The organism is Pseudomonas sp. Emmai, from assembly GCF_055179735.1.
Genome location: NZ_CM143685.1, coordinates 3,063,194 through 3,090,120, shown reverse-complemented (window position 1 = coordinate 3,090,120; position 26,927 = coordinate 3,063,194). Strand labels below are relative to the sequence as shown.

Sequence of the window (26,927 nt, the reverse complement as noted above, 5' to 3'; positions counted from 1 at the left end):
GTCGGATGTTGAATATCAGAGGAGTAGCGTAGGTGCTGAATCGTTCAAGTGGATGACAGTGGCAATCCATTGATCGCCGACCGTTCAGCAATCCTGGCGGTTGCGTTGCACCGCGTTGCCCACAGGATAAGACCGGAGCCGTCATGACCGATGACCCCATCCTGCTGATTTATTGCCTAATCCCGCCGAACTCGACAAAAGTAATGGCAAATTAGTAGCATGCACGTCCAACGGAACAACACCCGGGTTGCTTCCCGATCACGGACGAACATCGATGAACAAAAGTGCTTACCTTTGCCTGGCCTTCATGATGGTGGTGGGCGGCCTGAGTTTTTTTCTCCCGCGTGAAGCCGCGTTGGGCTCCCTCGCGTTAATCGCGCTGTTTTCCTTCGGCTACTTCGTCTTCTACCTGATCAGGCACAACCTGCACCACGGCATCATCAAAAGCCTGCTGCTCTCAATACTCGTCATGGCCATCGGCATCATTCCCGTGCTCGGCTGGATCGTGATCATCGGCTTCGTGATCTACAACATCTCCAAAGCCCTGGAAGGTCTGAAAAGCCTGCTCCCGGATGTGCTTGCCAGCCTGGTGATCTACGGCCTGCTGTGCGCACGCCTGGCCTTCGACATCCGCGACCCCATGGCCATCACGGCGCTGGCCGGCGCCTACCTGACCGCTTCGGTGCTCTACTGCCGCAGCCTCAACGGCTACTCCACCGAACATGCGCTGTTCAAGATGAGCGTCATGTGGCTGTCCATCCCCTTCGCCGCCCTCACCATCATCTCCATCGTATCGGCCCTGGGTAACCTGTTCCGCACCGTCAGCTCCACCATCACCCGCAGCGTCATCTCGCCGCAAATGGTCTCGGCGCATATGCGTGGGGGCGTGGCGATTGATGCGTATACGCGCAACATCACCACCAGCGTGACGAGCACCGTCACTCACCTGGCTCCGGGCGCAGGGGTGATCACGGCGGGGGTGACAGGGGATTTGGCGCAGAAAGTGAAGACGGAGAAGACGTGAACAGATTTATTCGCGGACTGCTTTTACTCGTCCTGTGCACGCTGTCGAGCTGGGCAAGCGCGGCAACCGGCTGCGAGGATTTTCTGGCGAAGATGAGTGACAAACCTGCCTTTGTGGAGTTTCTAAAGTGCACTCAAGCCACGGACCGACAAGGAAAACCCTTCGTTGCCGAGTACCGCGTAACCGGTGCTGACGCGCTCAAGGCCGAGCGGTACATGAACCAACGCTTTGGCCTGCCCCCACTCAAGTTTTACTGCTGCGTCTGGGACTCCACGCCCTACTCTTATCACGACAAAAAAACAGATGTCCGGTATGGCTTCGTCATGGCTTCTGAAGAAACGCCCATCAACCAACGCGAATTGTGGCTCGATATAAAGTTCTTCTACATCAACGTGTCGCTCGACACCGAAGAGATTTGATCGCTCTATGATTCGATGCGTCCAAGGCAGGCAAACGTAATCATGAAAAACCGTGTCACGCCCTCGGTGCTGTTTGCCTTAACGCTCTTAGTAATGTGCGACTCCGTACACGCCGCCGCATGGCAAATTTGCGGTCTGGAGTTGCTGGTTACCGATGTATTGAAACAACCCTCTCCCCAGCTACAGGCCCGAATCCTGAAAGTCAGCCCGGTATCAAACACCGTGGAATGCCCTGAAGTTGGGGCGACTGTCACCTTTATCCCGGAAAAACCTGATTATCAAAACCCGCTGCCACGGCGACAGTGGCCTAAAAAGGGTCAGTCGGTGCGGGTTGACTATCGGTATCTGGATGGGGTGTGTAAGGGCGATGGGAATAGTTATGCGTGTCGGATTGAGCATTATCCGATAGGGGGTCAATAAAGGAGTCGGCGAAAAGCGGACGTTCAATACTCGGCAAACTAATGTGAGCTGTTCACCTCCGCCGAAAGAACCACATCAAAAAATGATGTGATCAGTCGACTGGAGCGACGCTCAGCCAAGCAATAAAGAAAGGTTTCGGTGTAGAGCGGATCCCCTTCGATGCGGATCGTGCGAATACGCGGATCGGCGATGAACTCCGCTTCAGATACCACCCCCAGCCCGATCCCACGCACGACGGCTTCACGCAGTGCCTCGCGACTGCCGATTTCCATGGCGATGCGCGGCACAACTTGCGCCGCCATCAAGGCCTGTTCCAGGACCAGACGAGTTGTGGAACCGGGCTCTCGTTGCAACAGCCGCTGCCCCTCCAACTCCTCAAGTCGTACTGAATCGCGTTCTGCGAAAGGATGCTCATGGTGGGCAAACAGGATGATGGCGTGACGTGCGTAATGCACGGCGCAGAGTCCTGGATCATCGTGCCGTCCGGCAAGTACCGCGATATCCGTCACGTAATTCTCAAGATCAGCCAGCACCTGCGCCGAATTGCCAACCCGTATCGAAACATCGATGCGAGGATGCTGCTGAAGGTAGTTGTCGACCATCTCGATTACATGGAAAGGCCCCACCGCCCCTAGCTTGAGCTGACCACTGTCAAGCCGGCCGGAGTCTCGCAGCAGGTTGTGCGCGTCCAGATCCAGCGCAGCCATTGCCTGAGCAATTGGCAGTAATTGCCGGCCGACATCGGACAACTCAATGCGCCGCCCGCGACGGTGGAACAGCTCTAGATTGTATTGCCGCTCCATGCTCTGGACTTGTGTGGTGAGCGTAGGTTGGCTGAGCCCAAGTGCCCGCGCGCCGGCACTGAAACTACCGTGACGTGCCACGGCGAGGAAGGCACGCATCTTGGCGGTCGACATCCATAGACTCCATCAATACTTAGCTGCGAAAACCTATATTGAATTGATCGTATGACTGTCACGTGACATTTCTAGCCTGAGGCCACTCCCACCAACTGCCTGGAATGCCATGAATAATTTCTCCAGATTCTTGCGTATCGCCGCTATTGCCTGCCTCTCGATAAGCGCGGTCTGCCAAGCGGGAGCGAACGAAAAATTGAGAATTGGCCTGATCCCGTCGGAAGACTCCCAAGCGATGATCGAATCGAGCAAGCAAGTGCTCAGCAGCCTTGAGGCCAAACTGGGCATGCCAGTCGAACCCTTTGTCGCCACGGACTACAACGGCATCATCGAAGCACTGCGTGCAGGCAAACTGGACGTGGCCTACCTCGGCCCTTTCTCCTATGTTCTGGCAACGTCGGTCGCAGACGTTGAAGCGTTCGCGGTAGCCGTCACCAAAAAAACGGGGCAGAGCGCCTACAAGAGCTTGATCCTTGCTCGCAAGGACAGCGGCATTCACGAATTGTCAGATCTCAAGAATCACACCTTCGCGTTTGTCGACCCCAGCTCTGCTTCTGGTCATCTGTTCCCCAAAGCTGGACTGGAGCAGGCTGGTTTTGATCCCGCAACATTGTTTTCGCGGGTAATTTTCTCCGGTTCCCATGACGCAAGCATCCTCGCGGTAGCCAACCGGAAGGTGGATGCAGCCGCAGTCGCCGACCGCATTCTGACCAACGCCGTCGCCAGAGGACTGGTCAAGCAGGATGAATTCCAAGTGGTGTGGAGTTCTCGTCCGATCCCGGAGTCTCCGATGGTCTGGCGGCAAAACCTCGACCCGGCACTCAAGCAAAAAGTCGCTGCTGCCCTGGCTTCGATCAAGGATGTGCCTTGGGGTGACCAGGGCCAACTGGATGGCTTTCAGCCCACTACCGATGCTGCTTACGACGTCGTGCGCGAAACCGCCAAGGTGCTCGATCTCGATTTGCGGAGGCTCAAATGATCAGCATCCGCCAACTGACCAAGCACTACGGATCAAACCCGGTTTTACGTGGGATCGACCTGGAGGTGGCAGCGGGAGAATTCGTGGTGGTGCTGGGCCAGTCCGGTGCGGGTAAATCTACTTTGCTGCGTTGTATCAACCGACTTGTCCAAGCCGATTCAGGGACGCTCTCAGTGGCAGGTATTGACGCACTGGCCTGCCGCGACACCAGCGTTCTGCGACGTCAGGCGGCGATGATCTTTCAGCACCACAACGTCGTGCCACGTCTCAGCGTACTGAAGAATGTACTCACCGGATGCTTGGGCGCTGTATCAACGCTCACCTCGATCATGCAGTTGTTTCGGCGCGAGGACGTGGCGTTGGCCTTGCAGTGCCTGGAGCGCGTCGAGCTGGCGCATAAAGCCCGCGAACGGACCGATTCGCTCTCCGGGGGGCAGATGCAACGCGTGGGCATCGCACGTGCCCTGGCGCAACGCCCAAAAGTGATTCTGGCGGACGAACCGGTGGCCAGTCTCGACCCAAAGACTGCGCGCCTGGTGCTGCAATATTTGCGCGACGCCACGCGGGAGCTGGGTATCACGGTGTTGTGCAACCTGCATCAGGTTGATTACGCCCGAGAGTTTGGAGACCGGATCGTAGGCCTGGCCCACGGAAAACTTGTGTATGACGGTACCGCTTCCAGCATGACCGAAGACGACTTGCAGCGCATATACCCCGGCCAGACAACGGACGCCCAAGGTACCACTGCGAGCGCGGGCGAGCGGGTGACCCCTTGCGCGCAACTGAGGGTTTGAGCATGAAACAGCAACGTTATCTGTGGACGGTGGGCCTGCCTCGCGGACCGCGTGGTTGGCTGTCCACTGGCGCAATCGTGCTGGCGGTCATTCTGACTCTGCACTGGAGTGCCACGGGAGCGCAATTAAGCGTGGGCGAACTCGCGGCAGGGTTGCCACAAATTGGTGATTTCCTTGCACGCACCGTCCCACCCGACCTGAGCATTCTTCCTCGACTGCTGGCGCCCGCCGTGGAGACTCTGCAAATTGCCATTTGGGGCACATTGCTCGGCGTGTTGATGGCCATTCCGCTGTCATTTCTCGCGGCCCGCAACCTGAGCCAAAACCGGTTGGTCTTCCACGCGACCCGGCAATTTCTTAATTTCACTCGCAGCATAAATGAACTGATTCTGGCCCTGATATTTGTCTCGGCGGTAGGCCTTGGGCCCTTCCCCGGCGTGCTGGCGCTGGCGTTGCATGGCCTGGGCATGCTTGGGAAATTCTTTGCCGAGAGTATCGAGGAGATCGACCAAGGCCCGATTGAAGCGCTCCAGGCTACCGGCGCACGGCCCTTGCAGGTCATCGTTTTTGGGGTACTGCCGCAGGTCATCACTGCCTGGATTGCAGTGGTCCTCTACCGCTTCGAAGTCAATTTACGCTCGGCGACCGTACTCGGCATGGTGGGTGCCGGTGGGCTTGGTTTTGAGCTGGTGAGCAGCCTGAAACTATTCAAGTATCAGGAGACTGCCACCTGCATCATCGTCATCACGCTCATGGTGATCGTCGCTGACGCGGTGTCGGGTCGATTGCGCAACGCGATCCAGCGTGGCGTTCACAACTAAACACGCCACTAGCAAGCACTCAGATTGAATCAAGTATCGGTTCAGCCGATTAATGCCTGCGAACTATCGATTTGAGCTGTTGTTGAAGCGCCCCGAGTATGGGGCCACTTCCAACAACAAAAACAAAGGACCCGCCATGATTGCCCGATTCCACAATCCCGTTGATACACGATTCGGCTGGGGCAGCCTGCTTGAGCTTGCCAACATCACTGAAAACCAAAAAGTCGCCCTTGTGACCTTTCCCGAGGCGCGTGGGCTGGGTTTGGTTGATCGCATTCAAGACCTGCTGGGCGACCGTCTGGTGTATGTGATTGAAGATGTCCAGCCTAATCCTGACGTGGCCCAGCTACGTGAGACCTATGAACGATTCTGGCAGCAAGCCGGCGAATGCCAGGCGGTCATCGCAGTGGGTGGCGGCAGTGCCATCGATACCGCCAAGGCGTTGATCGTGGGGACTGAATCGGGGCATTTTGATGAATTGCTCGCGTTGCTGGCAACCGGCAAACCCTTCGTCCCGGCGCGCAGCAAAATACTGATCGCGGCGCCCACCACGGCAGGTACCGGCAGCGAGGTGACGCCTTGGGCGACGATCTGGGATTCGGCCAACCACAAAAAATACTCGCTGCACCTTGAATGCACCTGGCCCAAAGTCGCCATTGTGGACCCGGAGCTGATGCTGACCGTTCCTGGCGGCGTCACCGTCTCTACAGGACTGGATGCCTTGTCTCATGCGCTGGAGTCGGTCTGGAACATCAACGCCAATCCGGTTTCGGACACCTTCGCCATCTCCGCCATTGCGGACATCCTGGAGTGCCTGCCGCTGCTGCATCGTGATCTCTCCAACAAGGAACTGCGTTCGCGCATGGCATTGGCCGCCCTCAAGGCCGGATTGGCGTTTTCCAACACCAAAACCGCCCTTGCCCATTCCATATCTTACGAGATGACACTGCACTACGGCCTGCCGCATGGCATCGCCTGCTCCTTTACATTGCCGCGGGTGCTGGGACTGGCCTGGGGTCACGACGCAGTGCGCGACCGTACCCTTCAACGAATTTTCGGCAACGACCTGGACAAAGCTCAGGATCAGTTGCGTGAATTCCTGCATAGCCTGGGCGTGAAAACGGAATTTTCCGACTATGGCGTAACGGCGGAGCAAGCCGAGCAAATGATTCTTTTCGCCATGCAGGGCGCAAGGGGCAAAAACTTTATCGGCTCTCAAGCTGCGTAGCCCTGCCAACACCCGACAAGCACTGTCAGCGGCATGACGAGCCGCGACGATTTCCTACTGCCCTCACAAAAGAGTGCATCCGCCGGCGCCAACTGGTGAGAGCGAACAATAATAAGGAAAAGATCATGAATCGTGCCCAAACCATGCCTGCTCTGGCCGTACACACCGCCTCATTCCGAGTCGCTCAATGGCGCATGTTGCTGGCAGCGATGTTCTGTTATTTGTTTTTCTACACCGGTCGGCAAACCTTCGGTTTCGCCATTCCGGGCATCCAGGCCGAATTCGGTTTTACCAAGGAACACCTCGGATGGGCATCGGCCGCCATGCTTTGGGCTTATGCCATCGGCCAGGCCATCAACGGTAACCTTGCCGATAAATACGGCGGTCGCCGCATTATGACCGCCGGTGCGGTGTTGTCCTGCGCCGCCAACTGGGTGACCAGCTTCGCCGGCAATTTTGCCGCACTGATCCTGCCCTGGGGCATCAACGGTTATTTCCAGGCGTTGGGGTGGGCGCCGGGCAGTCGGCTGATCTCCAACTGGTGGAGTGCCGGCGAGCGCGGCAAGGTCTATGGCTTATACGTGTTCGCCGCCGGTTGCGCCTCGGTCCTCTCTTACGTGACTTCGATCGTGGTGCTTGAGGTGATGCATCTGGAGTGGCGCTGGATCTTTCGGTTGCCCGTGCTGCTGATGCTGGCGGGCGGGATAATCTTCTACCTGGTGGCGCGGGAACGCCCACAGGATATGGGCTTCGAGCCGCTCGCAGACACCGGTGTAGCGAACGCCGATGACAAAAATCACGAAGTGGCCCATGGCGAAGTCGAGACCTCTGCGCAACGCTATAAAGCCGTCCTGAAAAACTTTCGTTTGATCATTGCCGCCGTGTCCCTGGGTTTCCAGAACGCCGCTCGCTATGGCCTGATCGTCTGGGTACCTGTTCACTTTCTGGGTGCCAACTGGAAGAGCGGCGACAGCATGATCGATCCAAAGTGGATCACTGTTGCCCTGCCGGTAGGCATGGCTATCGGCGCGCTGAGTAATGGCTGGATTTCGGACAAACTGTTCGGTTCCAAACGCTACCTGGCAATCATGCTCTACATGGTGCTCGGTGCCGCCACCAGCCTGTGGATGTGGACGCTTGCGCCACACAGCGCCACTGGTCTTATCGCGTTATTCCTCTGCGGGTTCTTTGTTTACGGCCCTGCGTCGAGTTTCTGGGCGCTCTGCCCTGACCTGGTCGGAGCAAAACGTGCTGGCACGGCAACCGGCGTCATGAACTTTTCGTCCTATCTGTTTGCGGGCCTGGCGGAACCGCTGATCGGCAGTATGCTCGACAGTACCGGCAATACGTCGTTGATCTTCCTTGTGGTCACTACCGCGTGCCTTTGCAGCGCGGTGGTTGCGCTGTTCATCAGGCGCTGAGTACAAGGTTTAGAGGCTTGAATCATAGGTTGCGGCTCAGGAACAGGATCTTCTATGTACCAGTACCACAAGTGGCTTCGATCTTTTCATGCGGTAGCGAAGACCGGCAGTTTCACCCTCGCTGCCGAGTACCTGAGCGTCGGCCAACCGACGGTCAGTGAGCAGGTCAACGCGCTGGAAAAGAAGTTTTCCGTAGAACTGTTCCATCGTCGCGGCCGCTTTATCGAAATGAGTTCGGCAGGACACAAGCTTTATGCGATCACCCAGGGCCTGTTCGGCCAAGAGGATGAAGCCGTGCAACTTTTGAAAAGCTTCAAGCAGCGCAAGATAGGTATGTTGCGCTTGGGGGCGGTTTCCCCGCCCATTGCGATGAACCTGACGTACGAATTGATGCAGCGGCACCCGGACATCGAACTCGAGACCTCGTTTTCCCCTGAAAAGGAGACGCTGGACAGGCTCTTCAATTTCGACATTGATGTGGCGATTCTGGCGCTGTCCGAATTTGACCAGCGTTTTGATACGCAACTTTACCGGCGCTATCCGATCATTGCCGTTGTGCGCGAAGACCATCCCTGGGCAAGTCAAAAAGAGGTACACGTCGAGCAGATCAGCAACGAGAGGTGGGTGCTTCGGGAAAAAAGTTCACGCACTCGCCAGTTGGTGGAGGAAAGCTGCAAGCGCCTCGACGTCTCGCTGAACTGTGTGATGCAGTTGAACAGCCGGGAAGCCATTGTTCATGCCATCGCCAAGGGCATCGGCATAGGTTTTGTCGCTGCCGTCGAATACGCCGAAACCCCAGGTACAAAACCGATCACGTTTGTAAATCACCCGTTTTCCATCGAATACCACTTGTGCTGCCTCGGTATTCGCAGAAACCGGCCGATGATCGCGGAGTTGTTCGACGCTAGTTCAACACCTGTCATCTGATTCTGTAGCGCACTTTAACAATCGATAACCCTACTTCTCACTGGTGAGAGGGACGGTCTTCCCCTACCCAAAAGTGGAGATTCACCATGCATTACAAACAACCTGCTCAACTGCAAGCCGTGGTCCTGGACTGGGCAGGCACCGTCGTAGATTTCGGTTCATTCGCCCCTACGCAAATTTTTGTCGAGGCCTTTGCCGAGTTTGGCGTAGCGGTTTCTCTGGAGGAAGCGCGCGGCCCCATGGGTATGGGTAAGTGGGACCACATCCGCACGTTATGCAACCAGCCACAGATTGCCGAACGGTACCGTGCGGTGTTTGATCGCTTACCGACCGATGAAGACGTCACAGCGCTTTATGAGCGTTTCATGCCGCTGCAAATCGAGAAGATTGCCCTGCACTCGGCGCTGATTCCTGGCGCCTTGAACGCCATCGATGCTCTGCGCGACCAGGGTTTGAAAATCGGGTCCTGTTCGGGTTATCCGGCTGTCGTTATGGAAAAAGTGGTGGAACTGGCGCGCCACAATGGCTACGTCGCCGACCACGTGGTAGCAACCGACGAAGTGCCCAATGGCCGCCCACACCCGGCCCAGGCTCTGGCTAACGTGATCGCCTTGGGCATCAGCGACGTCGCCGCTTGCGTCAAGGTCGACGACACCTGGCCCGGCATCCTCGAAGGCCGCAGTGCCGGCATGTGGACAGTCGCGCTGACGTGCTCCGGCAACGCGCTGGGTTTGACCTACGAACAGTACCAGGCGCTGCCCTCCGACAAACTGGCCGAAGAGCGCGCCCGCATCATCAAGATGTTCGAAGGCTCTCGTCCGCACTACCTGATCGACACCATCGTCGAATTGCCGGCAGTCATCGAAGACATCAATGCCCGCCTGGCGCGCGGTGAAACCCCTCAAGGTTCCTGAACCCACTCGGCCACTGAAGTGACAGTGGCCGTCACCCGGACGGCCACCACCAAAAACAACAAGAGAGACTCGTCATGATCTACGCCCATCCTGGCGCCCCCGGCGCCCTCGTGACCTTCAAGCACCGCTACGGTAACTACATCGGCGGCGAGTTCGTCGCGCCTGTCAAAGGTCAGTACTTCACCAATACCTCGCCCGTGAATGGCCAACCGATTGCCCAATTCCCACGCTCCACGGCCGAAGACATCGACAAAGCCCTGGACGCTGCCCACGCGGCGGCCGATGCCTGGGGCGCCACGTCCGCCCAGGCGCGCTCGCTGGTGCTGCTGAAAATCGCCGACCGCATCGAGCAGAACCTGGAACTGCTGGCGATCACCGAATCCTGGGACAACGGCAAAGCCGTTCGCGAAACCCTCAACGCCGACATCCCGCTGGCGGCGGATCACTTCCGCTACTTCGCCGGTTGCATCCGCGCCCAGGAAGGCAGCGCCGCCGAGATCGACGGCAACACCGTGGCGTACCACATCCATGAACCCCTGGGCGTGGTCGGGCAGATCATCCCGTGGAACTTCCCGATCCTGATGGCCGCCTGGAAACTCGCCCCGGCCCTGGCCGCCGGTAACTGCGTGGTGCTCAAGCCTGCCGAGCAAACCCCGCTGGGCATCACCGTGCTGATGGAACTGATCGGCGACCTGCTGCCACCCGGCGTGCTGAACGTGGTGCAAGGGTTCGGCAAAGAAGCCGGCGAAGCCCTGGCCACCAGCAAACGCATCGCCAAGATCGCGTTTACAGGCTCGACCCCGGTCGGCTCGCACATCATGCACGCCGCCGCCGAAAACATTATTCCGTCCACCGTGGAGCTGGGTGGCAAGTCGCCGAACATCTTCTTCGCCGACATCATGCAAGCCGAAGAAACCTTCATCGAGAAAGCTGCTGAAGGCCTGGTGCTCGCCTTCTTCAACCAGGGCGAAGTCTGCACCTGCCCGTCCCGCGCACTGGTGCAAGAATCGATCTACGACGACTTCATGAAAGTGGTGATGAAGAAAGTCCTGTCGATCAAACGTGGCGACCCGCTGGACACCGACACCATGGTCGGCGCCCAGGCGTCCGAACAGCAATTCGACAAAATCCTTTCGTACCTGGAAATCGCCAAGGGCGAAGGCGCCGAGCTGCTGACCGGCGGCAAGGTGGAAAAACTCGAGGGCAACCTGGCGACCGGGTATTACATCCAGCCGACCCTGCTCAAGGGCACCAACAAAATGCGCGTGTTCCAGGAAGAAATCTTTGGCCCGGTGGTGAGCATCACCACGTTCAAGGACGAAGCCGAAGCCCTGGCCATCGCCAACGACACCGAGTTCGGCCTGGGTGCCGGCCTCTGGACCCGCGACATCAACCGCGCCTATCGCATGGGCCGCGCCATCAAGGCCGGTCGTGTGTGGACCAACTGCTACCACCTGTACCCGGCGCATGCCGCGTTCGGTGGTTACAAAAAGTCCGGCGTCGGGCGTGAAACCCACAAGATGATGCTCGATCACTATCAGCAGACCAAAAACCTGCTGGTGAGCTACGACATCAATCCGTTGGGCTTCTTCTAGAACAGAAGATGCGACAGGCTAGCTACGCCTCTCTCAAATTCCGCCCACAAAGCCCACTGCCCCGTCACCGGTTCAGTGGGCTTTTTACTACGTAACAGGTAAGGCGACGCCCTCACCTACCCCTGCGGATCAACTTCATCCAGCACCCGATTCACCGACAACTCTGCCAATGCAATCATCTGCTGTATCCCCAACGCCAAATTGAACTTAGGCCCTTCGAGAATGAACGCCAACTCGCTGGCCATGACACTTGCCGAGGCAAGGGTTTCACAGGCGTGAACCAGGAGGGTTTCGTTGTTTACGTTGGGGACGATGGCGAAGATAGGATTGGGACGGCGCTCGGCCATGGCTGGGTTGCGGGATTCGGATATGGGATCGGCTTCAGTTTGGCCGTCTGAACCAGGGGGATTTGGAGTGTCTTTTATCATTGTGAAGCTCCTATGAAATGAGCCTCTCCCTTTTGCTACCACGCAAACTGGGAGACGGCTGTACACAGGGTGGTAGACCGGTCATAGGAACCCGGCAGGCCGAAGCCTCCCATGCACAGCCGCCACAAAGCAGCCAGCACAAAAAAACGCCCTACGGCGTTCTGGGTCTATGAAGTATCCGGGCTACCACACCCGTTCGCTGAATTGGCAGCGACGGGTGGGAGGTTAGCGGGGTGGGTTCTGAAGTGCAACCCCAGCAGTTTTTTAAAGGTTGGTGATTTCGGCTTTTTCTGAGTACAAGGCATCTATCTCAAAGACGGACGATGGACAGCGTGATGGCAAAATAGTAATTTCAGCATGATCGATATTTCGTTTATTCAAGTGACAAGTACTTTGATCTAATATTTTTAATAACAATAAGGAAAAAACCTTGGCCACCGTAAAATTCCCCAGCAATTGCGACAAGCGCGATATTTTTAACTTCTGCTCCGAGGTTGAAAGTCACGCCGGCACAGACAAACTATTAATCGACTTTACTTCCATGGGCAGGATAGAACCCTTTACGATGGTTTATGTTGCCAAACAAATCAAAGACTTCGTCAAGAACAATAAAGGCACAATGGTCAGCTGCAGCGGTCATCAAAGCAAAGAATATGCAGCCAATATGGCTTTTTTTAGAGCATTTGGATTAAAACATGGACGAGAACCAAACTGCACTGAAGGAAGTGAAAGATTTGTACCGTTCACTATACTACGAGTTCAAACCATTATTGACGAAGCAGTCAAGGCGCGTGAACTAGCGCAAGACATCATAGAAAGTCGCGCTGAAAACCTTGCCAAAATACTTTCTAGAGAATCGGGGGGAAATCTCGTAGACGCTCTCACATTTTCCATAAGAGAAATTATGCGGAACGTCTTGGAGCATAGCAATTCTCGTAGCATTGAATATTGCGCTCAATATTGGCCCACATACAGCACAGTCGAGATAGCTATAGTTGATAGTGGTATCGGCCTTAAGCAATCTTTATCAGCAAACCCATTTATACAAATTCAGTGCCATTCAGACGCCATCCAGCAAGCCCTTATGCCAGCAATTTCTAGCAAAAACTTCAAAGGAGCTAAGATTAATAAAGACAACCCATGGCATAACTCAGGTTTCGGACTATATATGATAAGTCGCATCTGTCGCTTAGGCGGCAGTTTTTTGATATGCAGTGGCGACCACGGAATAGCTTTAAACGAGCATGGGAAGCAGCACATTGATCTTGGACATTATTTTAAAGGCACAGCAGTACGATTGGTTCTTAATACAAACAAACTTAAAAAACTAAGTGAAATGCTTACTACATTCCGCGACGAAGGCTATGAAGTTGCTAAAGAAATAAAAGGTGTCGGAATGTATACCGCGTCCGCCGCATCGCAGATGTTGTCTAGAGATTTCAAAAAACCTGCTACCTCTTAATAAATTAGACTAGAAAGTCTCTAGAATTTTTAGACGCACTATAATTCATTTTCCACTTACTCTCCCAACTAATTTCAAAGCTAGAGGATTGTATTTATGAACAAGGAACGATCAGTCACATTTTACGCATTACTCCACGATCTGGAGTTCGAAATTGGTAACGAGTGCTATAATGGAAACATACAAAACTATGGACCTGGAGGTGAATGGGAGGGCAAAGGTAGGGAATTTCGGTATCCAATGCGATTTACAAACAAAAACGGTGAAATTGAAAAATACAAAGGACGTTTTCCTTACACACAAAACGCTATCGGTGAACTAATATACTGCATATTGGGTGAAGAGCGCTATTCCTCAGCGCACTATGCTTTCGGCGCCAATCAACTACATATACTTCGTGGCATTAGGAAGGTATTAGAAAACTTGGAATGCCGCTTTCATTTGAATTTTGACGAACTGTTAAGAATGGAAAAAGCCAAGTAAAGATCCGGGTTAGCTCTCAGGGCAAAATGTTTTTTGGCACATCTAGAGGGTTTTTGCCCTTTTCCTGAAACCCGGGGGGGGACCGCCGTGTAACCATAAGTCTGGTGAAAGCGGGAATAGGCTCTGGAATGCGTATTTAGCTCCTCGATTGCACGTAGCACCTCGCTAATCATCGTGATGGGTTTCGATAAAGGCCTATCTTGGCGGAACATGGATGCACCAATTCCATACTTTAAAATACTCTAAAACAGGTGATAGATTTATTTAGCCGCATTTGAAATTTTAAAACCACCTAAATGCTATAACCTTCCAACATTTTCAGTCAATATCAGCAAGATCTACCAACCCACCGTCTACATTCAACACTTTAAATCTTGCGCCTGCTGGAATAATCACCTCTCGCTCACAACATTCTGTTGTTAATACACCAAGATACCTGACCTGTTTTGATGGCGCAAACCTAAGACGAGGTATACTGGCATAAACAAAATCACTACCCATGATTGCACATGACATAAAACTGCGAGTTTCAAACACTTGACCTTCCAACAACCTAAGTGACCAAGTGCTATCCTTTGAATAATGAATAAATGGTTTATTTGTTTGAGGGAGCAACCAAAAATCCTTCACAAAGTCCTCAATAAGATCTGTCAACTGCTGACAACCACCTCCCTCTTCCTGTATCTCTCGAATTTCCCCGAACCACCCACTTGTCCATTTAGATAGAAAACAAAACATTTGAGGCCGAAGATATTTAAGTATATGCATGCACCAATGTTCATCGGCTATCTGCCCACTTGCAACTAATGCACCAATTATCTCTTTAGCCTCAACATCAGTTAATTCGACGAGCTTTTCCAACTCATACCCATCTTTATAAGCCAGTTCTTTAAGAGAAGAATAAGTGTATTTCAATTTTCGATACCCTATTAAACAATCAAACAAACTAACAAAACAGCCACTCTATAAAATTGACTGAGCTATTTTACAAACTTCAAATCAGCCAAATATAAAATAAGTTCACCACCAACTCACTACTTTCTTAATCGTTAATAAATTCCTCGAATTTTCTATGTAACGTATGACCTGGAAAACTTGATATTTTCTCACTACCGACCAAGTATGATGCAATACTTCTAGGTTTACGACCAAACTCTCTTGTGGCTAATGCGGCGACTGCACCTATCAGTATCCCCATACCAATACGCAGGGGTGAATAAGGATCGCCGCCTATCAGGGTGGGTAATGCAACTATAGTCGCAGACACCGGAATTCCTACCGAAAAAATACTGCAGACATCAGCCCTACCAAAAAACCGAAAAGAGTCCTTATAGTCTTTCTTGGCTCTTTCAAATTTCTGGACAAAGTCACCAACAATGTATTTAGCATGGGATTTATTATTACAACGCGAAATTTGATCCTTCAATAAACCCAACTCTTTTTGGAACAACCTTCTTACCTCACAGTTATCTTCGCGAAATCTCAATAGTCGCTCCATATCGATACCGTCCATGTTTCCTGGAAGAAGATCATCTATAGCGAGATTAGCCAAATATGAGTTCGCTTGATTATCGTAAACCTTTTCAGTAAAACAACCTTTATTAGCGAAATATGTCCCAACCGCCCAGTAATCAGAGGAGTCTGTTATTAGTTCTAGAGAACGCTGCTCCGCCACCGAGGTCGCCAGATAAAACATATATCCACCCGCAAGATCTTGCGGAACTTCTAAGAATCCTTCGTCGGAAATTTGCTGAGCCATTCTTTCAAAAAGAGGGAGTAACTGCGCTTCAATTTTGTCAGGGTTAATTCTCACAAAACTTTGCGATGAACATCCCGCCGGCCAAACGAGATTATTTGTAAATTTATGTCTGACATTATAAAAGTCGAGAAACCGATGCGCGGCTCTATGTTTCTCTAGTGCGTCGACATGCAAATCGACTACGACTCCCGCTGTTACTGCGTCCCTGACCTCAGCGTGGTCGTGCGGTGCATATCCCTCAGGAACAATCCTGTGAATTCCATCCCAAATCAACATTGAGCGCTTAAGCGCATCGAGATCGCTAAATTCGATAGACGGGTAATGAAGCGCGCGTGGCATGATTACGTCCTTGTCCAAATCAGCAGCATAACCAAAACATGCTGCTGGTGGTGTTGGAGTTTTTAAATACCTCCACAAAAAAAAGCCCACTAACCGTCACCAGTCCAGTGGGCTTTTCGATTCAGCTTCTACTTACAAAGCCATATCACTAGCAGCATTAGGCTTAACAGCCTTCGCAGGTTCAGCCGGCGCAGCAACCGGAGCCGCAGCCTGAGGAATCACCGGCGGCGGAGTCAGTTGCAACACCTTCGCCGTGTAAGCCCACTCTTCAGCCACTTTCTCAGGGCTACCGTTCAACTGAGTGCCATAGCTCGGCACGATCTGGTGCAGCTTTTCTTGCCAGGCCGGGGATGCAACCTGATCCTTGAAGACCTTTTGCAGCACGGTCAGCATGATCGGTGCAGCGGTCGATGCGCCTGGCGATGCGCCCAGCAGGCCGGCGATGGTGCCGTCTTCGGAAGCAACGATTTCGGTACCCAGCTTCAGCACGCCACCGGCGGCTTCATCACGCTTGATGATTTGTACGCGTTGGCCGGCTTGCCACAGGCGCCAGTCTTCGGCTTTGGCGTTCGGGAAGTATTCTTTCAGGGCGTTCAGGCGGTCTTCGTCGGACAGCATGAGTTGGCCGGCAAGGTACTCGACCAGGGGGTATTCCTTGATGCCGACTTTGGTCATCGGCCAGATGTTGTGGGTGGTGGTGCTGGTCAGCAGGTCCAGGTACGAGCCTTCTTTCAGGAACTTGGTGCTGAAGGTCGCGAATGGGCCAAACAGGATCACGCGCTTGCCGTCCAGGACACGGGTGTCCAGGTGCGGAACGGACATCGGCGGTGCGCCGACGGAAGCTTTGCCGTAGGCCTTGGCCAGGTGTTGCTCGGCAATGGTCGGGTTTTCGGTCACGAGGAACGAGCCGCCTACCGGGAAGCCTGCGTATTCCTTGGCTTCAGGAATGCCGGACTTCTGCAGCAAGTGCAGTGCACCGCCGCCCGCGCCGATGAAGACGAACTTGGCGTCGGTTTCGGATTTGGTGCCGTCTTTCAGGTTTTTGTAGCTGACGCGCCAGGTGCCGTCTTCGTTCTTGGTGATGTCCTGCACTTCGCTGGACAGTTTCAAGTCGAACTTTGGTGTGGTTTGCAGGTGCGCAACGAACTGGCGGGTGATCTCGCCAAAGTTGACGTCGGTGCCGATCGGGGTCCAGGTGGCCGCGACTTTCTGGTTCGGGTCACGCCCTTCCATCATCAGCGGAACCCACTTCTTGATCACAGCCGGGTCTTCGGAGTACTGCATGCCGGCGAACAGCGGGCTCGCTTGCAGGGCTTCGTAGCGTTTTTTCAGGAACTTGATGTTGTCATCGCCCCACACGAAGCTCATGTGCGGAGTGGAGTTGATGAACGAACGCGGGTTCTTCAGGACGCCTTGCTGAACCTGCCACGACCAGAACTGGCGGGAGATCTGGAACGCTTCGTTGATTTCAACGGCTTTCGGGATCGACACTTTGCCGTTTTCGTCTTCCGGGGTGTAGTTCAGCTCAGCAAGTGCGGAGTGACCGGTACCGGCGTTGTTCCAGCCGTTGGAGCTTTCCAGGGCGACGCCGTCGAGGCGCTCGACCATTTCCATCGACAAGTCCGGTTGCAGCTCGTTGAGCCACACGCCCAAGGTCGCGCTCATGATGCCGCCGCCAATCAGCAGCACATCGACTTTCTTTGCCTCTTCCGCGTGAACGGACGTGATCCCCATCGACAAAGCCAGCCCCAGCAGGGCCGTGTTGAGTTTCTTAAGCATCTGTAGCACCTATGATAAAACGCCATCCGCCCTTCCATCCCAACCGCGAAGGGCCCTGGTTCACGCCATGCAGGCAGCATGTCGCGGGTTCCCGCACATCAGGATTGGAGGGTGGGCACACAAGGCCGACGTGTCCATCGACCTCAGTTTATATGTCCCTACTGAACTGACTTCTTATCATTATTGGCTTCAGCTACTTGAGCGACATTGATCCTGTTTGCGCGCCTCAAGGGCGCGCGAACGGAATGGGTCAAAGCAAGTTGGCGCGAAGAATATCACGACATAGCAAACCCGCGCGTCTGTTCGCGACTTGGTGGTCCGGGTCTGTGTCTGGATGTATCGGCGGAGATGGGCAAAAACGTGGCATCCCTGAGGCTGGCAATACCGCGCGCACCAACGAATTCGCTACAAACAGCACCAGACCGTTAAAGTGACGCCCCCCACACACCTGAGAACGATGAACCATGGATGGCCTGCACCCCGGCATTGAGCCGAAAACGATTCCCCGCCTCCGCTCATTGCTTGTCCCAGCCCTGCTTTTCGCGCTATGCCCCACCGCGCAAGCCAGCAACATCTGCCCTGCCGCCAACGATGAAGGTGGGATGTACGATTGCCTGCAGCAGCAACTCAAAGCATCCGATCAGGCGCTGAACGCGGCTTACAAAACCTTGATCGCGCGGTACAAAGACAATGGTATTTCCGGGAAGCCCCCCACTCAGGATCAGATGCTGAAAAAGGCTCAGTTGGCCTGGATTGCTTTGCGCGACGCCAGTTGCGACTTCGAGACTTACGAATCAAGGGAAGGCAGTGGTTTTGGCACTATCCATACCTTCTGCCTGCTGGAGCAGACGCAAAAGCGAGTTGAGTATTTGAATGGATTGGTGGGCGCGCCTTGAGTCAATCGCAGACTGGGCTCGTACCATCAAACTCACGGTTCCAGAAGCGCCCGCAAACTCAACGCATTCCCCAACGCAAACCCGCTCGCCGTGTTATCAAAAACGCACCAGGTCTCGGCCCCCTCTTCCATCGAACTGCGCATCCGCTGGGCCAACACCTGCAATCGGCCCACGTCATAGTCGCTGTAGTAAATCCGTGGCGAACCATGCAGGCGCCAATAACGCACCCCGGACCAGCCACCCGGCGTGGTGCCGCCGGTGATCGGTGAGGGATCGGCGGCGACCCGCCCGATGCGGTGTTCGATCAGTAAACCGCTGGCCGCGCGCCAGGTTTCATGGCGGGGTTCGAGCACCACGGTGCCTGCATAACGTTGCCGCAGGATGCGGAAAAATTCGCTGGCTACCGTCGCGTCATAGGCCAGCGACGGCGGCAACTGGATCAACAGACAACCCAGCTTTTCGCCCAGTTTCAGGCACTGGGCAAGAAACTCGTCGAGCAAGCCCTCGCAGTGTTGCAAGCGCTGCACATGGGTAATGAGCTTGGGCAGCTTGACCGAAAATCGAAACGCCGAGGGCACCGATTGCGCCCAGCGCAAATAGGTTTGAGGTTGATGCGGGCGATAGAACGAGCTGTTGATTTCCACGGCCGGCAGTTGCGTCGCGTAGCGTTGCAGATGGGTGCCGGTGTCGGGAAACAGCGGCCAGTATTCCCGGGGCAGCGTCCAACCCGCGCAGCCGATGTAGAGCGGACTCAATAGAGCACCGCCGCCGCGTCACGCATAAAGATTTCGATGGTTTTCGGCCCTACCCCTTCGAAGGCGTCGAGGCGCTTTTCGAAGGCCTGGCGGTCTTCGCTGGCGCCCTGAATGGCGCCGATTTTACCGGCGTATTCATCGCTGAGTTTTTTGCCCAAGTGGCGCAGGCGCTCGGCGGTGGTTTCGTCGTAGCGCACGTAATGAGCTTCGCCGAGCATGGCCACCAGCTCCCGATGGGTACACGCGGCCAGTTTGCGTGCAGTGTCGCGGCTGTGTTTTTCAACAATCACGCGATACGCCTGGGCGGCGATGTCTGCCTGGATGCGTTTGCCCATCAGGAAGCTGGCGACAAACCATTTGAACAAGGCGCCTTCATCGCCTTTCTTCAGGTGGATGCCCAGGTCGCTAGCGCTGATCGCTTTGCTCATCAGGTTCCACCGCCGACGCCTTGAATCGAATTGGCAAAGGCGACGCCCGCCTCGCGCACCAGTACGCGCCACTCCGAGCCATTGATCAGCCCAATGCGCTCCATCTCATCGGCGGCTTTCAGCAGTTCGTCGTAGTGCTCTTCACTGTCCATGCGGATTTCGGGTTGCCTGAGCAGCTTGTACCAGGCGGCCAAGGCTTCTTGCTTAGGGTCATCGTTCATATGGCTGGGTTCCCAAGGGTCGTTTTCCCTTGGAAGGACCGCGCTGGGGGCCGTTCCTCGCGCCCGACCAATGGCAGGTCGGCCAAAAGCGCTGTCTGTTTGCCCGGCAAAATTTCTGCTAGGTTGTACGATGACTGACAAATAACTCAGTCTCGATCCCCTACAACAACAAGGAAATACCCATGCAAAAAGCCAAATTGCTGATCGGTTTTCTCTGCCTCTTCAGCGGCTACGTCGCCGCCGCCCCGGCCACCGCCGAGAAAGACGTGGCGCAAGCCGTCGACCATCTGACCCAAGCCATGCTGCACAAGGACATTCCCGAGCTGCAAAAGCTGACGGCGACCAACCTGAGCTACGGCCATTCCAGCGGCAAGGTTCAGGACAAGGCAGCGTTTATCGCTGATATCGAAACCGGCAAAAGTGCCTTCAAGACCCTGGAGATGCAGAAGCAGACCATCACCTTGTCGGGCGATACGGCGCTGGTGCGTAATCACTTCTCGGCGCAGGCGCTCAATGGCACGGAAGTGGTGCCGACCGAGATCGAGAACCTGCAGATTTGGCAGAAGCAGCATGGGAAGTGGCTGTTGGTGGGGCGTCAGGCGTTTCGTATCTAAACGCCGAGTCACGTGTGGCGAGGGGAGCTGGCTTCCTCGCCACAGCATTATTTCCGCAGCTCAGGGCTTGGTATGCGCCACGTCCAGTTGGCTGAACGTCACCTGCCCCCCTTCATTTTTATAGCCGGTGTTATCCAACGCATAAACCCCGGCTTTGAAATACAGCAGCTTGTTCTTCCAGCTAGAGCTGATTTGTTTGCCCCAGCTGTACCCTTGCGAACTGACATTCAAATAACCGGCAGAACTGAAGCGCACCTCATACGAAAATGGCTTGCCCAGGGCAATGTCCCTGGCAATCACGACGGTGATGTCTTCCCTGCCCGGCTTCAGCCGATAGTTGGCAATCACATTGCCCTTCTTGGTGGCCGCATCGTACTGATACTCCACTTTCAGCAGCGGGCCTTTGTCTTGGTAGATATGGATTTGCCCGATCACGATCCGACCGGTTGAAGGCACTTGATTGACCTTCAACACGGCCTTGAGGCGGTGATCGGCTTCGGGATAGGTCCAGTTGCGCAAGGTCCCGTCGCTCAGGGTTTCGCGCAATTCGCTGCGAGGGAATTCGGATTTCGACGTGCTGGACCCGGTGACCGGCGCCCAGAAAAAAAGCGAGTCGCCGGAGCGAAAATAGTTGTCGGTATAGCCATCCACCAGTCGCGGCGTATCGATGACTTTAGCGGGCGTCCATACAGGGATTGTCAGGTTCCAGGTGGCCAAATCAATCATTTCAACTCTCCTTGGGGGCGCCAGTACCCTACAGCACTCAGGTCTGTTGCCCCGCAAGGAAAGGTTTAAAGCCTGAAGCGATCCACCGACTGCGACAACTGCCCCGCCAGCGACGACAACTCATCCGTGGTCGACGCCGTACGACCAATGACCTTGCTGTTGTCTTCGGACATGCCGGCAATCATCTCCACCTGATGCGCGATTTCGTTACTGGCCAGGCTTTGTTCGCCGATGGTGCGGCTGATGTCGTTGACCAGTTGCGTGGTGTTCAGCGTGGCTTCAAGGATTTCGCGGATGGCGCGTTCGACGTCGGCGGTCACGGCCATGCCTTTGTCGACCTGGGCCACGCCGGCCTCCATGCTGGTGACGGCTTCACGGGTGCTTTGCTGGATGCGCGCGACCATGGCGGCGATTTCCTGGGTGGACGCGCTGGTGCGGCCCGCCAGGCTGCGGACTTCATCGGCGACCACGGCGAAACCACGGCCCTGTTCACCGGCCCGCGCCGCCTCGATCGCGGCGTTCAGCGCCAACAGGTTGGTCTGGTCGGCGATGCCCTTGATCACCTGGATGATGCTGAAAATCCCCTCGGACTCCTTGTCCAGCGTGCGAATCACTTGGGCCGACTGCTGCGCCGAACGGGCGATGCCGTCCATGTCGCTGACCACCTGATGGATCACCTTGCCGCCGTCCTTGGCCAGCTCCTCGGCCTGGTTGGCCATGTCCAGCGCGCGGTTGGCGTGGCGGGTGATTTCTTCGATGCTGGCGGTCATTTCGCTGGCGGCGGCGGCCATGGTGCTGGCGGCGACGCTTTGCTGCTGGCTGCTGCCGGCGACTTCGTGGCAGCCGTTGCTCAATTGCTGGCTCATGCCGCTGACGCCGTGGGCGTTGCTGCGCACCACTTCGATCATGCCGCGCAGGTCGCGTTGCATGGTCGCCAGGGTGCGGATCAGGCTGCTGGCTTCGTCGTTGCCGGTAGGTTCGATGATCGGTTCGCTGAGGTTGCCATGGGCGATGCTGTCGGCGATGCGAATGGCCGAGCGCAACGGCGCCATGATGCTCAGGATCACCCAACGACCCTGGGCCAACAGCAACAACAGGCTGGCCGCGAGGACACTGCCGAGGGCGATGTTGGCGTGGCTGATGGCTTGTTGAGTGCCTTGGCTGGCCTGTTGGGTGTTGGTTTCAATCAGCTCGCTCAGCGCCGACATGTCACCTTCGAGCTGGGTGAACACTGCGTTGAACGAACCGATTTGCTGTTGCGCGGCCTCAGGATTTTCCAGTGCGACCGCGACAATGCGTTCGGCGGCACTGATGTAGGTATCGAGGCTCGGCTTGACCTTATTCAGGCCGGCCATGATGGTGGCGTTGACCGGTAGTTTTAGGTTTTCACCCAGCACCTCCCGAAAACGCGTCGCGTGCTCCTCGATGGAACTGCGCACCTCGTCCTTGCTGCTGGTGCTTTTGCCCAAGCCCACCAGCATCGCCGAGAGTACGTCGGCGCGCAGGGCGTCATGCATCATGTCGGCTTCGAGGTGATTGCGCAGCGCCGCCATGCTGACTTCGCTGTCGTTCACGGCCTGGGCCATCTGGGCGTTCCCCAGGTAACTGACCAGGCTCATGATCAATGCCGTGAGCAGGCCCGTCCCCATCAACAGAAGTAACCGGAGTTTTATGGACACTTTGTTGTTCCCCTGTTGGACGCTGCGAAAGACGACTCTGAAGAGGTTATCGACCCCATCCTGTGGTTATTTAAGCCTATTTCCGTGGGCCCGTCGGTTTAAGACCGGTGGCAGAGTCCGAAGCATGTGGCCATTTGCCGGGGGGCACGGAACTCCTGAGCCTCGCCGCACCTCCTAAGTAATGTGTTACTTCCTTTTCGCTTTACGCTGTTGGAGGACGACGCCATGCGCCGCATGTTACTCATTACTTCACTGATGTTGTGCCTGCCCATCGGGTCTGCCCTGGCCGTAAGCGGCAAGGATGTCGCGACTTCGGCAGGGGTTTCCGCTTCGCTGTATTCGACGTTCAAAGACCACAAAATGGTGATTCCGGCCCGGGATGACGTCTCTGCGTTTGTCGCCAGTAACGGCGCGATCCGCGGGGTCTACATGGAGGCGGTGTTGCAGCAGATCCGCCAGGACAACCCAGGCCTCAACGCCACCGACGAAGACCTGGCCAACGCGATCCTCGTGCAGTACGAGGGGCCAGCCGCTCACTGATATCGATGTTCACCCGCGTGAGTAACAAGGGCAGGCTTGCATGAACGCCTGCCCTTGAACCTCGCTTGAACACGCTGGGCAAAACCGTTCGCGGGCCTCTATGATTGAGGCCATGACGACCCCGGCCCCGATCCGCTCACCCTGCCCTCCCGGCGCCTGCATCTGCGGGCGTGACCCGTTGCTGGAAACCCCCGGCGCGGATGTGCGCATCCTGTTCCTGACCCGCCAGGAAGAGAAACGCCTGCTCGAACGCCTGGAAAACCTCAAAGACCTCGCCGACCTTGCACACCTGCAACAGCTGATGCACGAGCGCTTGGGCATTCGCGTGGAATTGATCCCCAGCTTCAACGAGGTGCGGACCATGCGCGGCATCGGCATTCAGATCGAAGAACTGCCGGGCCTGTGCCGCAAGACCCGCGCCGCGATCCCCGCCGCCATTCGCCGCAGCCTGGAAAAACGCCCGGAGATTGCCTACGAGCTGCTCAACGCCAACGACTTGCTGCGTGATGCCTGAGTATCCGGCCTGACGCAATCACCTGCCCCATGCTCCCGTGTTTTTTGAACTACCGTTATCGACACATAACGCGTTCCCCCACGGAGCACCCACCACCATGAACCTGTCCCGAAACGTGTTTATCGGCGCCGCGCTGGCCAGCCTGTTGCTGGGCGGTTGTACCTCCAAAGTCACCGATAAGGAGCAGTACTCGGGCTTCCTGCCCAACTACAACAACCTCCAGGAAGTGACCACCACCAGCGGCGAGAAAGCCATGCGCTGGGTCAGCCCGTCATGGAATCCCAACGCCTATGACACCGTGGCGTTCATGAAGCTGGAACTCTATCCGAAGCCAAAACCCAACGAACGGGTCGACCAGCGCACCCTGGAAGAATTGCAGACCTACATGACCAATAGCGCCAAGGGTGTGCTGGGCCAGAAGTACCGCGTCGTATCCAGCGCCAAAAAAGCCCCGGCAGGGTCGAAAACCCTGGTCCTGCGGGCGGCGATCACGGGGGTCACGGCCTCCAATGAAGGCATGCAATGGTACGAAGTGGTCCCGGTCGCCGCCGTGGTTGGCGGAGTGAGCGCGGCTTCCGGCCATCGCAGCCAGGACACCACACTGTTTCTGGAAGCCGAGTTGGTAGACGCCAGCAACAACCAAATCATGGCCAAAGTGGTGCGCAAAGTGTTCGGTGAGCAGTTGAAGAACTCAAGCCAGAAAATCACCACCAATGACTTCAAAGCGGCGATCAACAAGCTGACGGCTGACTTGCAGGCGTTCATTCGTTGACACGCGGGTAAGCGTCACCGGCCTTTTTGCCACGCTTAGCTATAGTCATTTTCCAGGCCCTGTTTTCAGGGCCTGATTGCCTCGGTGCTACAGCTCATCAGCAACGGCACCGAACTTTCGATTAAGGAGATTTACATGAAGCGTTCTGCACTTGCTGGATTGTTCGTCGCCGCTGCACTGCTGGCACCTTCGGTATTTGCTGCGGACGACCTGTGCACGGTCAATCTGCAGAAAATCAAGGATGCTCAAGTCGGGCCAGCCTTATGACCCGGAATTTGCGCTTGCTCGGTGAGATTTAAGACGGTATCTACGGGGGTTGGCGGTGTTCTTAACTCAACATTTCAAGCCACTGCCCCGGCGTCATGCGCGTCACCATGATCAGCACGATCACGAACATCCCGAGAAAGCCCAACACCCCCATCCAGAACCACTTGCGGTAGACCGCGTCGTACTCGACCGCCAACCCCTCCCCGGTCTCGACCGCGCTCATCGCCAGCACCTGCAAACGCTTTTGCAGCACCAGCACCGGCAGCCACAGCGCGCCCGTGCACAGGAAGATCACCAGTGCCGTCAGGACCCACTCCGTAGTCAGCGGTAAACCGCTGAGTTTCACCAAACCGTACCCGGTGATGATTTGCAGGAAACCGGCCGGCGTGGTGATCCAGGTGTCGAACCACACCACCATCCGCGCCACATGAGCGATGACCAACGGGTTGGCCGTGCGGCTGGCGGCGATCAAATAGAGGTAGGAGCCCATGCCGAAGCCGAACAGAAAAATCGCGGCGATGATGTGGGCGTATTTGAGGCCGAGGTAGAGCATGTTCAGCCCTGCCCGTCGGAAAACACCACGGACATGTGCAGGTTGTCCGGGTCGTTGATGGCGGCCATGTACTCATCGACGCTGATTTCACCAACACACGGCCGCGCGCCGGGTTCGGGCACGTAGCCCTGGAGCATTTTCGCGGCCAGGGCGACGGCGGCGCAGCTCGGAATTTCCGGCCCCTTGTCGTTGAACGCCGTGAGTTGCACGGTCAGGGACAACGGCTTGTCGTCCATGCCGAGGCCCACGACGTCGATGTACATCGCGCTCTTGCCATCGCCAAACCGCTCGAACCCGCCGCCCCAGCGATGCAGACGCGCGGCCCAGCGCTCGTGGTCGCGAACCAGCCCGGTACGCAGGGCCTGGGCCAGCAGGAAGGTCGCCACATTGCCGAGCTTGAGCCCCGCGCCGGCCTTGAACCGCAAGGTCTGCGCGCCGTAGCGGCTGGCGAAGATGTCCATGTCCGGCACGTCGACATTGGCCAATACCCGCGTGCCCATTTGCGGCATCTTGCGCAGGGTCAGGTCCTGCCAGCCGAACACTTCGTGCACCTGGCCGCTCTTGAGCTGTTTGATCGGTTTGCCGGCGTAGGCCAGTACCCCGGTGATCGTGGACAGTCCGGGCATCTTGGCCGAAGAGGAAATACCGTGCTCGATCAGATCAATGCGCTTAAAACGCGAGCGGTGCTGATCGATGATGGCTGACGACAGCGTCGGCACCGAGCTGCAGCCACTAAGGACCGCCACGCCGGCATTTTTTGCGCGGGCATCCAGCACGCCGATGGCGTTGACGAAGGTGCGGCAGTCCGAGAGATCGCAGTAATTGACCCCAGCGTCGATGCACGCTTCAGCCACGGCATAGGATTGGCCCTGGAACGGGCCGCCGGTGTGGATGACCAGTTGAATGCCCAGCGACGCCAGGGCGGATTTGAAACCGGCGCCCATGGCATCACCGCACCAGCCTTCGCAGGTTTTGCCGGACTGGGCTTGCAACGCGTCGACCTTGGCCGACAACTTGCGCGGGTCACGCCCGGAAATCACCAGATCGATGCCCGGCATCACCGCCAAATGCCGGCACACGATGCTGCCGAAGTTTCCGTAACCACCGATCACCAATACCTTGAGTGTCATTTACTGCTTCCCTGAACCGTTTCTCGACCGAGGCGCGATTCTAAGGGATCGAATGACCCACGAGGAACGATTTGTTCATAACCTGTGGCGAGGGAGTTTGCTCCCGCTGGACTGCGCAGCAGT

The 26,927-nt window shown here is 56.1% G+C and carries 31 protein-coding genes and 1 pseudogene; 19 read left to right on the top strand and 13 right to left on the bottom strand.

Annotation, left to right across the window (positions count from 1 at the left end):
• The first annotated feature begins 274 nt into the window (after positions 1-274).
• From ACY4LX_RS14230 to ACY4LX_RS14220, 3 genes are read left to right on the top strand one after another with little or no spacing between them, the layout of a single operon-like run.
• A complete protein-coding gene (locus ACY4LX_RS14230; RefSeq protein ID WP_463260288.1) occupies positions 275-1,024 on the top strand; it encodes a hypothetical protein in 750 nt (249 codons plus the stop codon).
• Positions 1,021-1,443: a DUF4952 domain-containing protein gene (locus ACY4LX_RS14225; protein ID WP_463260287.1), complete on the top strand. Its 423-nt coding sequence runs from the start codon at positions 1,021-1,023 to the stop codon at positions 1,441-1,443. The genes ACY4LX_RS14230 and ACY4LX_RS14225 overlap by 4 nt, the downstream gene beginning before the upstream one ends.
• A 42-nt stretch (positions 1,444-1,485) precedes the next feature.
• A complete protein-coding gene (locus tag ACY4LX_RS14220; protein WP_237150732.1) occupies positions 1,486-1,863 on the top strand; it encodes a hypothetical protein in 378 nt (125 codons plus the stop codon).
• A 38-nt stretch (positions 1,864-1,901) separates the two neighbouring features.
• Here ACY4LX_RS14220 and ACY4LX_RS14215 read toward each other — a convergent pair whose 3' ends face one another.
• Positions 1,902-2,780 (bottom strand): LysR substrate-binding domain-containing protein, encoded by an 879-nt coding sequence (locus tag ACY4LX_RS14215; protein ID WP_463260286.1) that lies wholly within the window; start codon positions 2,778-2,780, stop codon positions 1,902-1,904.
• Between the two features lie 109 nt (positions 2,781-2,889).
• Between ACY4LX_RS14215 and phnD the strand changes: the two genes are divergently transcribed.
• The 8 genes from phnD to exaC all read left to right on the top strand — a co-directional run bounded on the left by phnD (position 2,890) and on the right by exaC (position 11,459).
• Complete coding sequence (gene phnD / locus ACY4LX_RS14210; protein ID WP_169370319.1) at positions 2,890-3,759, top strand: phosphonate ABC transporter substrate-binding protein; 870 nt, start codon at positions 2,890-2,892, stop codon at positions 3,757-3,759.
• Positions 3,756-4,553 (top strand): phosphonate ABC transporter ATP-binding protein, encoded by a 798-nt coding sequence (gene phnC / locus ACY4LX_RS14205; RefSeq protein ID WP_463260285.1) that lies wholly within the window; start codon positions 3,756-3,758, stop codon positions 4,551-4,553. The genes phnD and phnC overlap by 4 nt, the downstream gene beginning before the upstream one ends.
• 2 nt (positions 4,554-4,555) lie before the next feature.
• Positions 4,556-5,374: a phosphonate ABC transporter, permease protein PhnE gene (phnE, locus tag ACY4LX_RS14200; protein ID WP_169370321.1), complete on the top strand. Its 819-nt coding sequence runs from the start codon at positions 4,556-4,558 to the stop codon at positions 5,372-5,374.
• A gap of 136 nt (positions 5,375-5,510) precedes the next feature.
• Complete coding sequence (psrA, locus tag ACY4LX_RS14195) at positions 5,511-6,602, top strand: iron-containing alcohol dehydrogenase PsrA (protein ID WP_169370322.1); 1,092 nt, start codon at positions 5,511-5,513, stop codon at positions 6,600-6,602.
• A gap of 125 nt (positions 6,603-6,727) precedes the next feature.
• Positions 6,728-8,023: an MFS transporter gene (locus tag ACY4LX_RS14190; RefSeq protein WP_169370323.1), complete on the top strand. Its 1,296-nt coding sequence runs from the start codon at positions 6,728-6,730 to the stop codon at positions 8,021-8,023.
• Positions 8,024-8,077: 54 nt separating this feature from the next.
• The gene (locus ACY4LX_RS14185) at positions 8,078-8,950 is read left to right on the top strand and encodes a LysR substrate-binding domain-containing protein (RefSeq protein WP_463260284.1); all 873 of its coding nucleotides are present in this window, start codon (positions 8,078-8,080) and stop codon (positions 8,948-8,950) included.
• A gap of 86 nt (positions 8,951-9,036) precedes the next feature.
• On the top strand, positions 9,037-9,864 hold the full coding sequence (gene phnX, locus ACY4LX_RS14180; RefSeq protein ID WP_169370325.1) for a phosphonoacetaldehyde hydrolase: 828 nt from the start codon (positions 9,037-9,039) through the stop codon (positions 9,862-9,864).
• A 74-nt stretch (positions 9,865-9,938) separates the two neighbouring features.
• Entirely contained in the window at positions 9,939-11,459 is a 1,521-nt protein-coding gene (gene exaC / locus ACY4LX_RS14175) for an acetaldehyde dehydrogenase ExaC (RefSeq protein WP_463260283.1), read from the top strand.
• A 116-nt stretch (positions 11,460-11,575) separates the two neighbouring features.
• On the opposite strand, the gene ACY4LX_RS14170 is transcribed toward exaC, so the two are convergent.
• Entirely contained in the window at positions 11,576-11,887 is a 312-nt protein-coding gene (locus tag ACY4LX_RS14170) for a DUF6124 family protein (protein WP_463260282.1), read from the bottom strand.
• Positions 11,888-12,317: 430 nt separating this feature from the next.
• Here ACY4LX_RS14170 and ACY4LX_RS14165 point away from each other — a divergent pair, with 430 nt between their 5' ends.
• Together ACY4LX_RS14165 and ACY4LX_RS14160 are read left to right on the top strand one after the other, a co-directional pair.
• Complete coding sequence (locus ACY4LX_RS14165; protein WP_463260281.1) at positions 12,318-13,349, top strand: hypothetical protein; 1,032 nt, start codon at positions 12,318-12,320, stop codon at positions 13,347-13,349.
• A 96-nt stretch (positions 13,350-13,445) separates the two neighbouring features.
• The gene (locus ACY4LX_RS14160; protein WP_463260280.1) at positions 13,446-13,832 is read left to right on the top strand and encodes a hypothetical protein; all 387 of its coding nucleotides are present in this window, start codon (positions 13,446-13,448) and stop codon (positions 13,830-13,832) included.
• A 318-nt stretch (positions 13,833-14,150) separates the two neighbouring features.
• Here ACY4LX_RS14160 and ACY4LX_RS14155 read toward each other — a convergent pair whose 3' ends face one another.
• From ACY4LX_RS14155 to mqo, 3 genes are all read right to left on the bottom strand, one after another.
• A complete protein-coding gene (locus ACY4LX_RS14155; protein WP_463260279.1) occupies positions 14,151-14,747 on the bottom strand; it encodes a hypothetical protein in 597 nt (198 codons plus the stop codon).
• Between the two features lie 127 nt (positions 14,748-14,874).
• Positions 14,875-16,020, bottom strand: coding sequence for a hypothetical protein (locus ACY4LX_RS14150; RefSeq protein WP_463260278.1), 1,146 nt, complete (start codon positions 16,018-16,020; stop codon positions 14,875-14,877).
• 42 nt (positions 16,021-16,062) lie between these two features.
• Positions 16,063-17,709, bottom strand: a complete 1,647-nt coding sequence (mqo, locus tag ACY4LX_RS14145; RefSeq protein ID WP_463260277.1) for a malate dehydrogenase (quinone) — start codon at positions 17,707-17,709, stop codon at positions 16,063-16,065.
• Positions 17,710-18,173: 464 nt separating this feature from the next.
• Here mqo and ACY4LX_RS14140 point away from each other — a divergent pair, with 464 nt between their 5' ends.
• Positions 18,174-18,605, top strand: coding sequence for a lysozyme inhibitor LprI family protein (locus ACY4LX_RS14140; protein ID WP_463260276.1), 432 nt, complete (start codon positions 18,174-18,176; stop codon positions 18,603-18,605).
• A gap of 32 nt (positions 18,606-18,637) precedes the next feature.
• Here the strand turns inward: ACY4LX_RS14140 and ACY4LX_RS14135 are convergent, their stop codons facing one another.
• Genes ACY4LX_RS14135 through ACY4LX_RS14125 form a run of 3 tightly spaced genes read right to left on the bottom strand, consistent with a single transcriptional unit; the run spans position 18,638 to position 20,009 of the window.
• Positions 18,638-19,360: a DUF72 domain-containing protein gene (locus ACY4LX_RS14135; RefSeq protein ID WP_463260275.1), complete on the bottom strand. Its 723-nt coding sequence runs from the start codon at positions 19,358-19,360 to the stop codon at positions 18,638-18,640.
• Positions 19,357-19,788, bottom strand: a complete 432-nt coding sequence (locus ACY4LX_RS14130) for a DNA methylase (protein WP_463260274.1) — start codon at positions 19,786-19,788, stop codon at positions 19,357-19,359. Before ACY4LX_RS14130 ends, ACY4LX_RS14135 begins: the two co-directional genes overlap by 4 nt.
• The gene (locus ACY4LX_RS14125; protein WP_463260273.1) at positions 19,788-20,009 is read right to left on the bottom strand and encodes a hypothetical protein; all 222 of its coding nucleotides are present in this window, start codon (positions 20,007-20,009) and stop codon (positions 19,788-19,790) included. Before ACY4LX_RS14125 ends, ACY4LX_RS14130 begins: the two co-directional genes overlap by 1 nt.
• A gap of 182 nt (positions 20,010-20,191) precedes the next feature.
• Here ACY4LX_RS14125 and ACY4LX_RS14120 point away from each other — a divergent pair, with 182 nt between their 5' ends.
• Positions 20,192-20,623, top strand: a complete 432-nt coding sequence (locus ACY4LX_RS14120) for a nuclear transport factor 2 family protein (protein ID WP_463260272.1) — start codon at positions 20,192-20,194, stop codon at positions 20,621-20,623.
• Between the two features lie 60 nt (positions 20,624-20,683).
• On the opposite strand, the gene ACY4LX_RS14115 is transcribed toward ACY4LX_RS14120, so the two are convergent.
• From ACY4LX_RS14115 to ACY4LX_RS14105, 3 genes and pseudogenes are all read right to left on the bottom strand, one after another.
• A complete protein-coding gene (locus tag ACY4LX_RS14115) occupies positions 20,684-21,349 on the bottom strand; it encodes a polysaccharide lyase family 7 protein (protein WP_463260271.1) in 666 nt (221 codons plus the stop codon).
• 65 nt (positions 21,350-21,414) lie between these two features.
• A complete protein-coding gene (locus ACY4LX_RS14110; RefSeq protein WP_463260595.1) occupies positions 21,415-22,140 on the bottom strand; it encodes a methyl-accepting chemotaxis protein in 726 nt (241 codons plus the stop codon).
• Between the two features lie 132 nt (positions 22,141-22,272).
• Positions 22,273-23,028 (bottom strand): annotated as a pseudogene (locus tag ACY4LX_RS14105) (HAMP domain-containing protein); the annotation flags it as partial.
• A gap of 225 nt (positions 23,029-23,253) precedes the next feature.
• On the opposite strand from ACY4LX_RS14105, the gene ACY4LX_RS14100 reads away from it, so the two are divergent.
• From ACY4LX_RS14100 to ACY4LX_RS14085, 4 genes are all read left to right on the top strand, one after another.
• Complete coding sequence (locus ACY4LX_RS14100; protein ID WP_149662174.1) at positions 23,254-23,568, top strand: DUF2388 domain-containing protein; 315 nt, start codon at positions 23,254-23,256, stop codon at positions 23,566-23,568.
• A 112-nt stretch (positions 23,569-23,680) separates the two neighbouring features.
• Positions 23,681-24,082 (top strand): hypothetical protein, encoded by a 402-nt coding sequence (locus ACY4LX_RS14095; protein WP_149662173.1) that lies wholly within the window; start codon positions 23,681-23,683, stop codon positions 24,080-24,082.
• 97 nt (positions 24,083-24,179) lie between these two features.
• Positions 24,180-24,854, top strand: coding sequence for a DUF3313 domain-containing protein (locus ACY4LX_RS14090; RefSeq protein ID WP_149662172.1), 675 nt, complete (start codon positions 24,180-24,182; stop codon positions 24,852-24,854).
• A gap of 135 nt (positions 24,855-24,989) precedes the next feature.
• The gene (locus tag ACY4LX_RS14085; protein ID WP_463260674.1) at positions 24,990-25,121 is read left to right on the top strand and encodes a hypothetical protein; all 132 of its coding nucleotides are present in this window, start codon (positions 24,990-24,992) and stop codon (positions 25,119-25,121) included.
• Positions 25,122-25,182: 61 nt separating this feature from the next.
• On the opposite strand, the gene ACY4LX_RS14080 is transcribed toward ACY4LX_RS14085, so the two are convergent.
• Together ACY4LX_RS14080 and ACY4LX_RS14075 are read right to left on the bottom strand one after the other, a co-directional pair.
• Positions 25,183-25,674, bottom strand: a complete 492-nt coding sequence (locus ACY4LX_RS14080; protein WP_463260270.1) for a DUF2269 family protein — start codon at positions 25,672-25,674, stop codon at positions 25,183-25,185.
• A gap of 2 nt (positions 25,675-25,676) precedes the next feature.
• Positions 25,677-26,804 carry a saccharopine dehydrogenase family protein gene (locus tag ACY4LX_RS14075; RefSeq protein ID WP_463260269.1) on the bottom strand — a complete coding sequence of 376 codons (1,128 nt, stop codon included), beginning with the start codon at positions 26,802-26,804 and terminating at the stop codon, positions 25,677-25,679.
• Between the last annotated feature and the right edge of the window lie 123 nt (positions 26,805-26,927).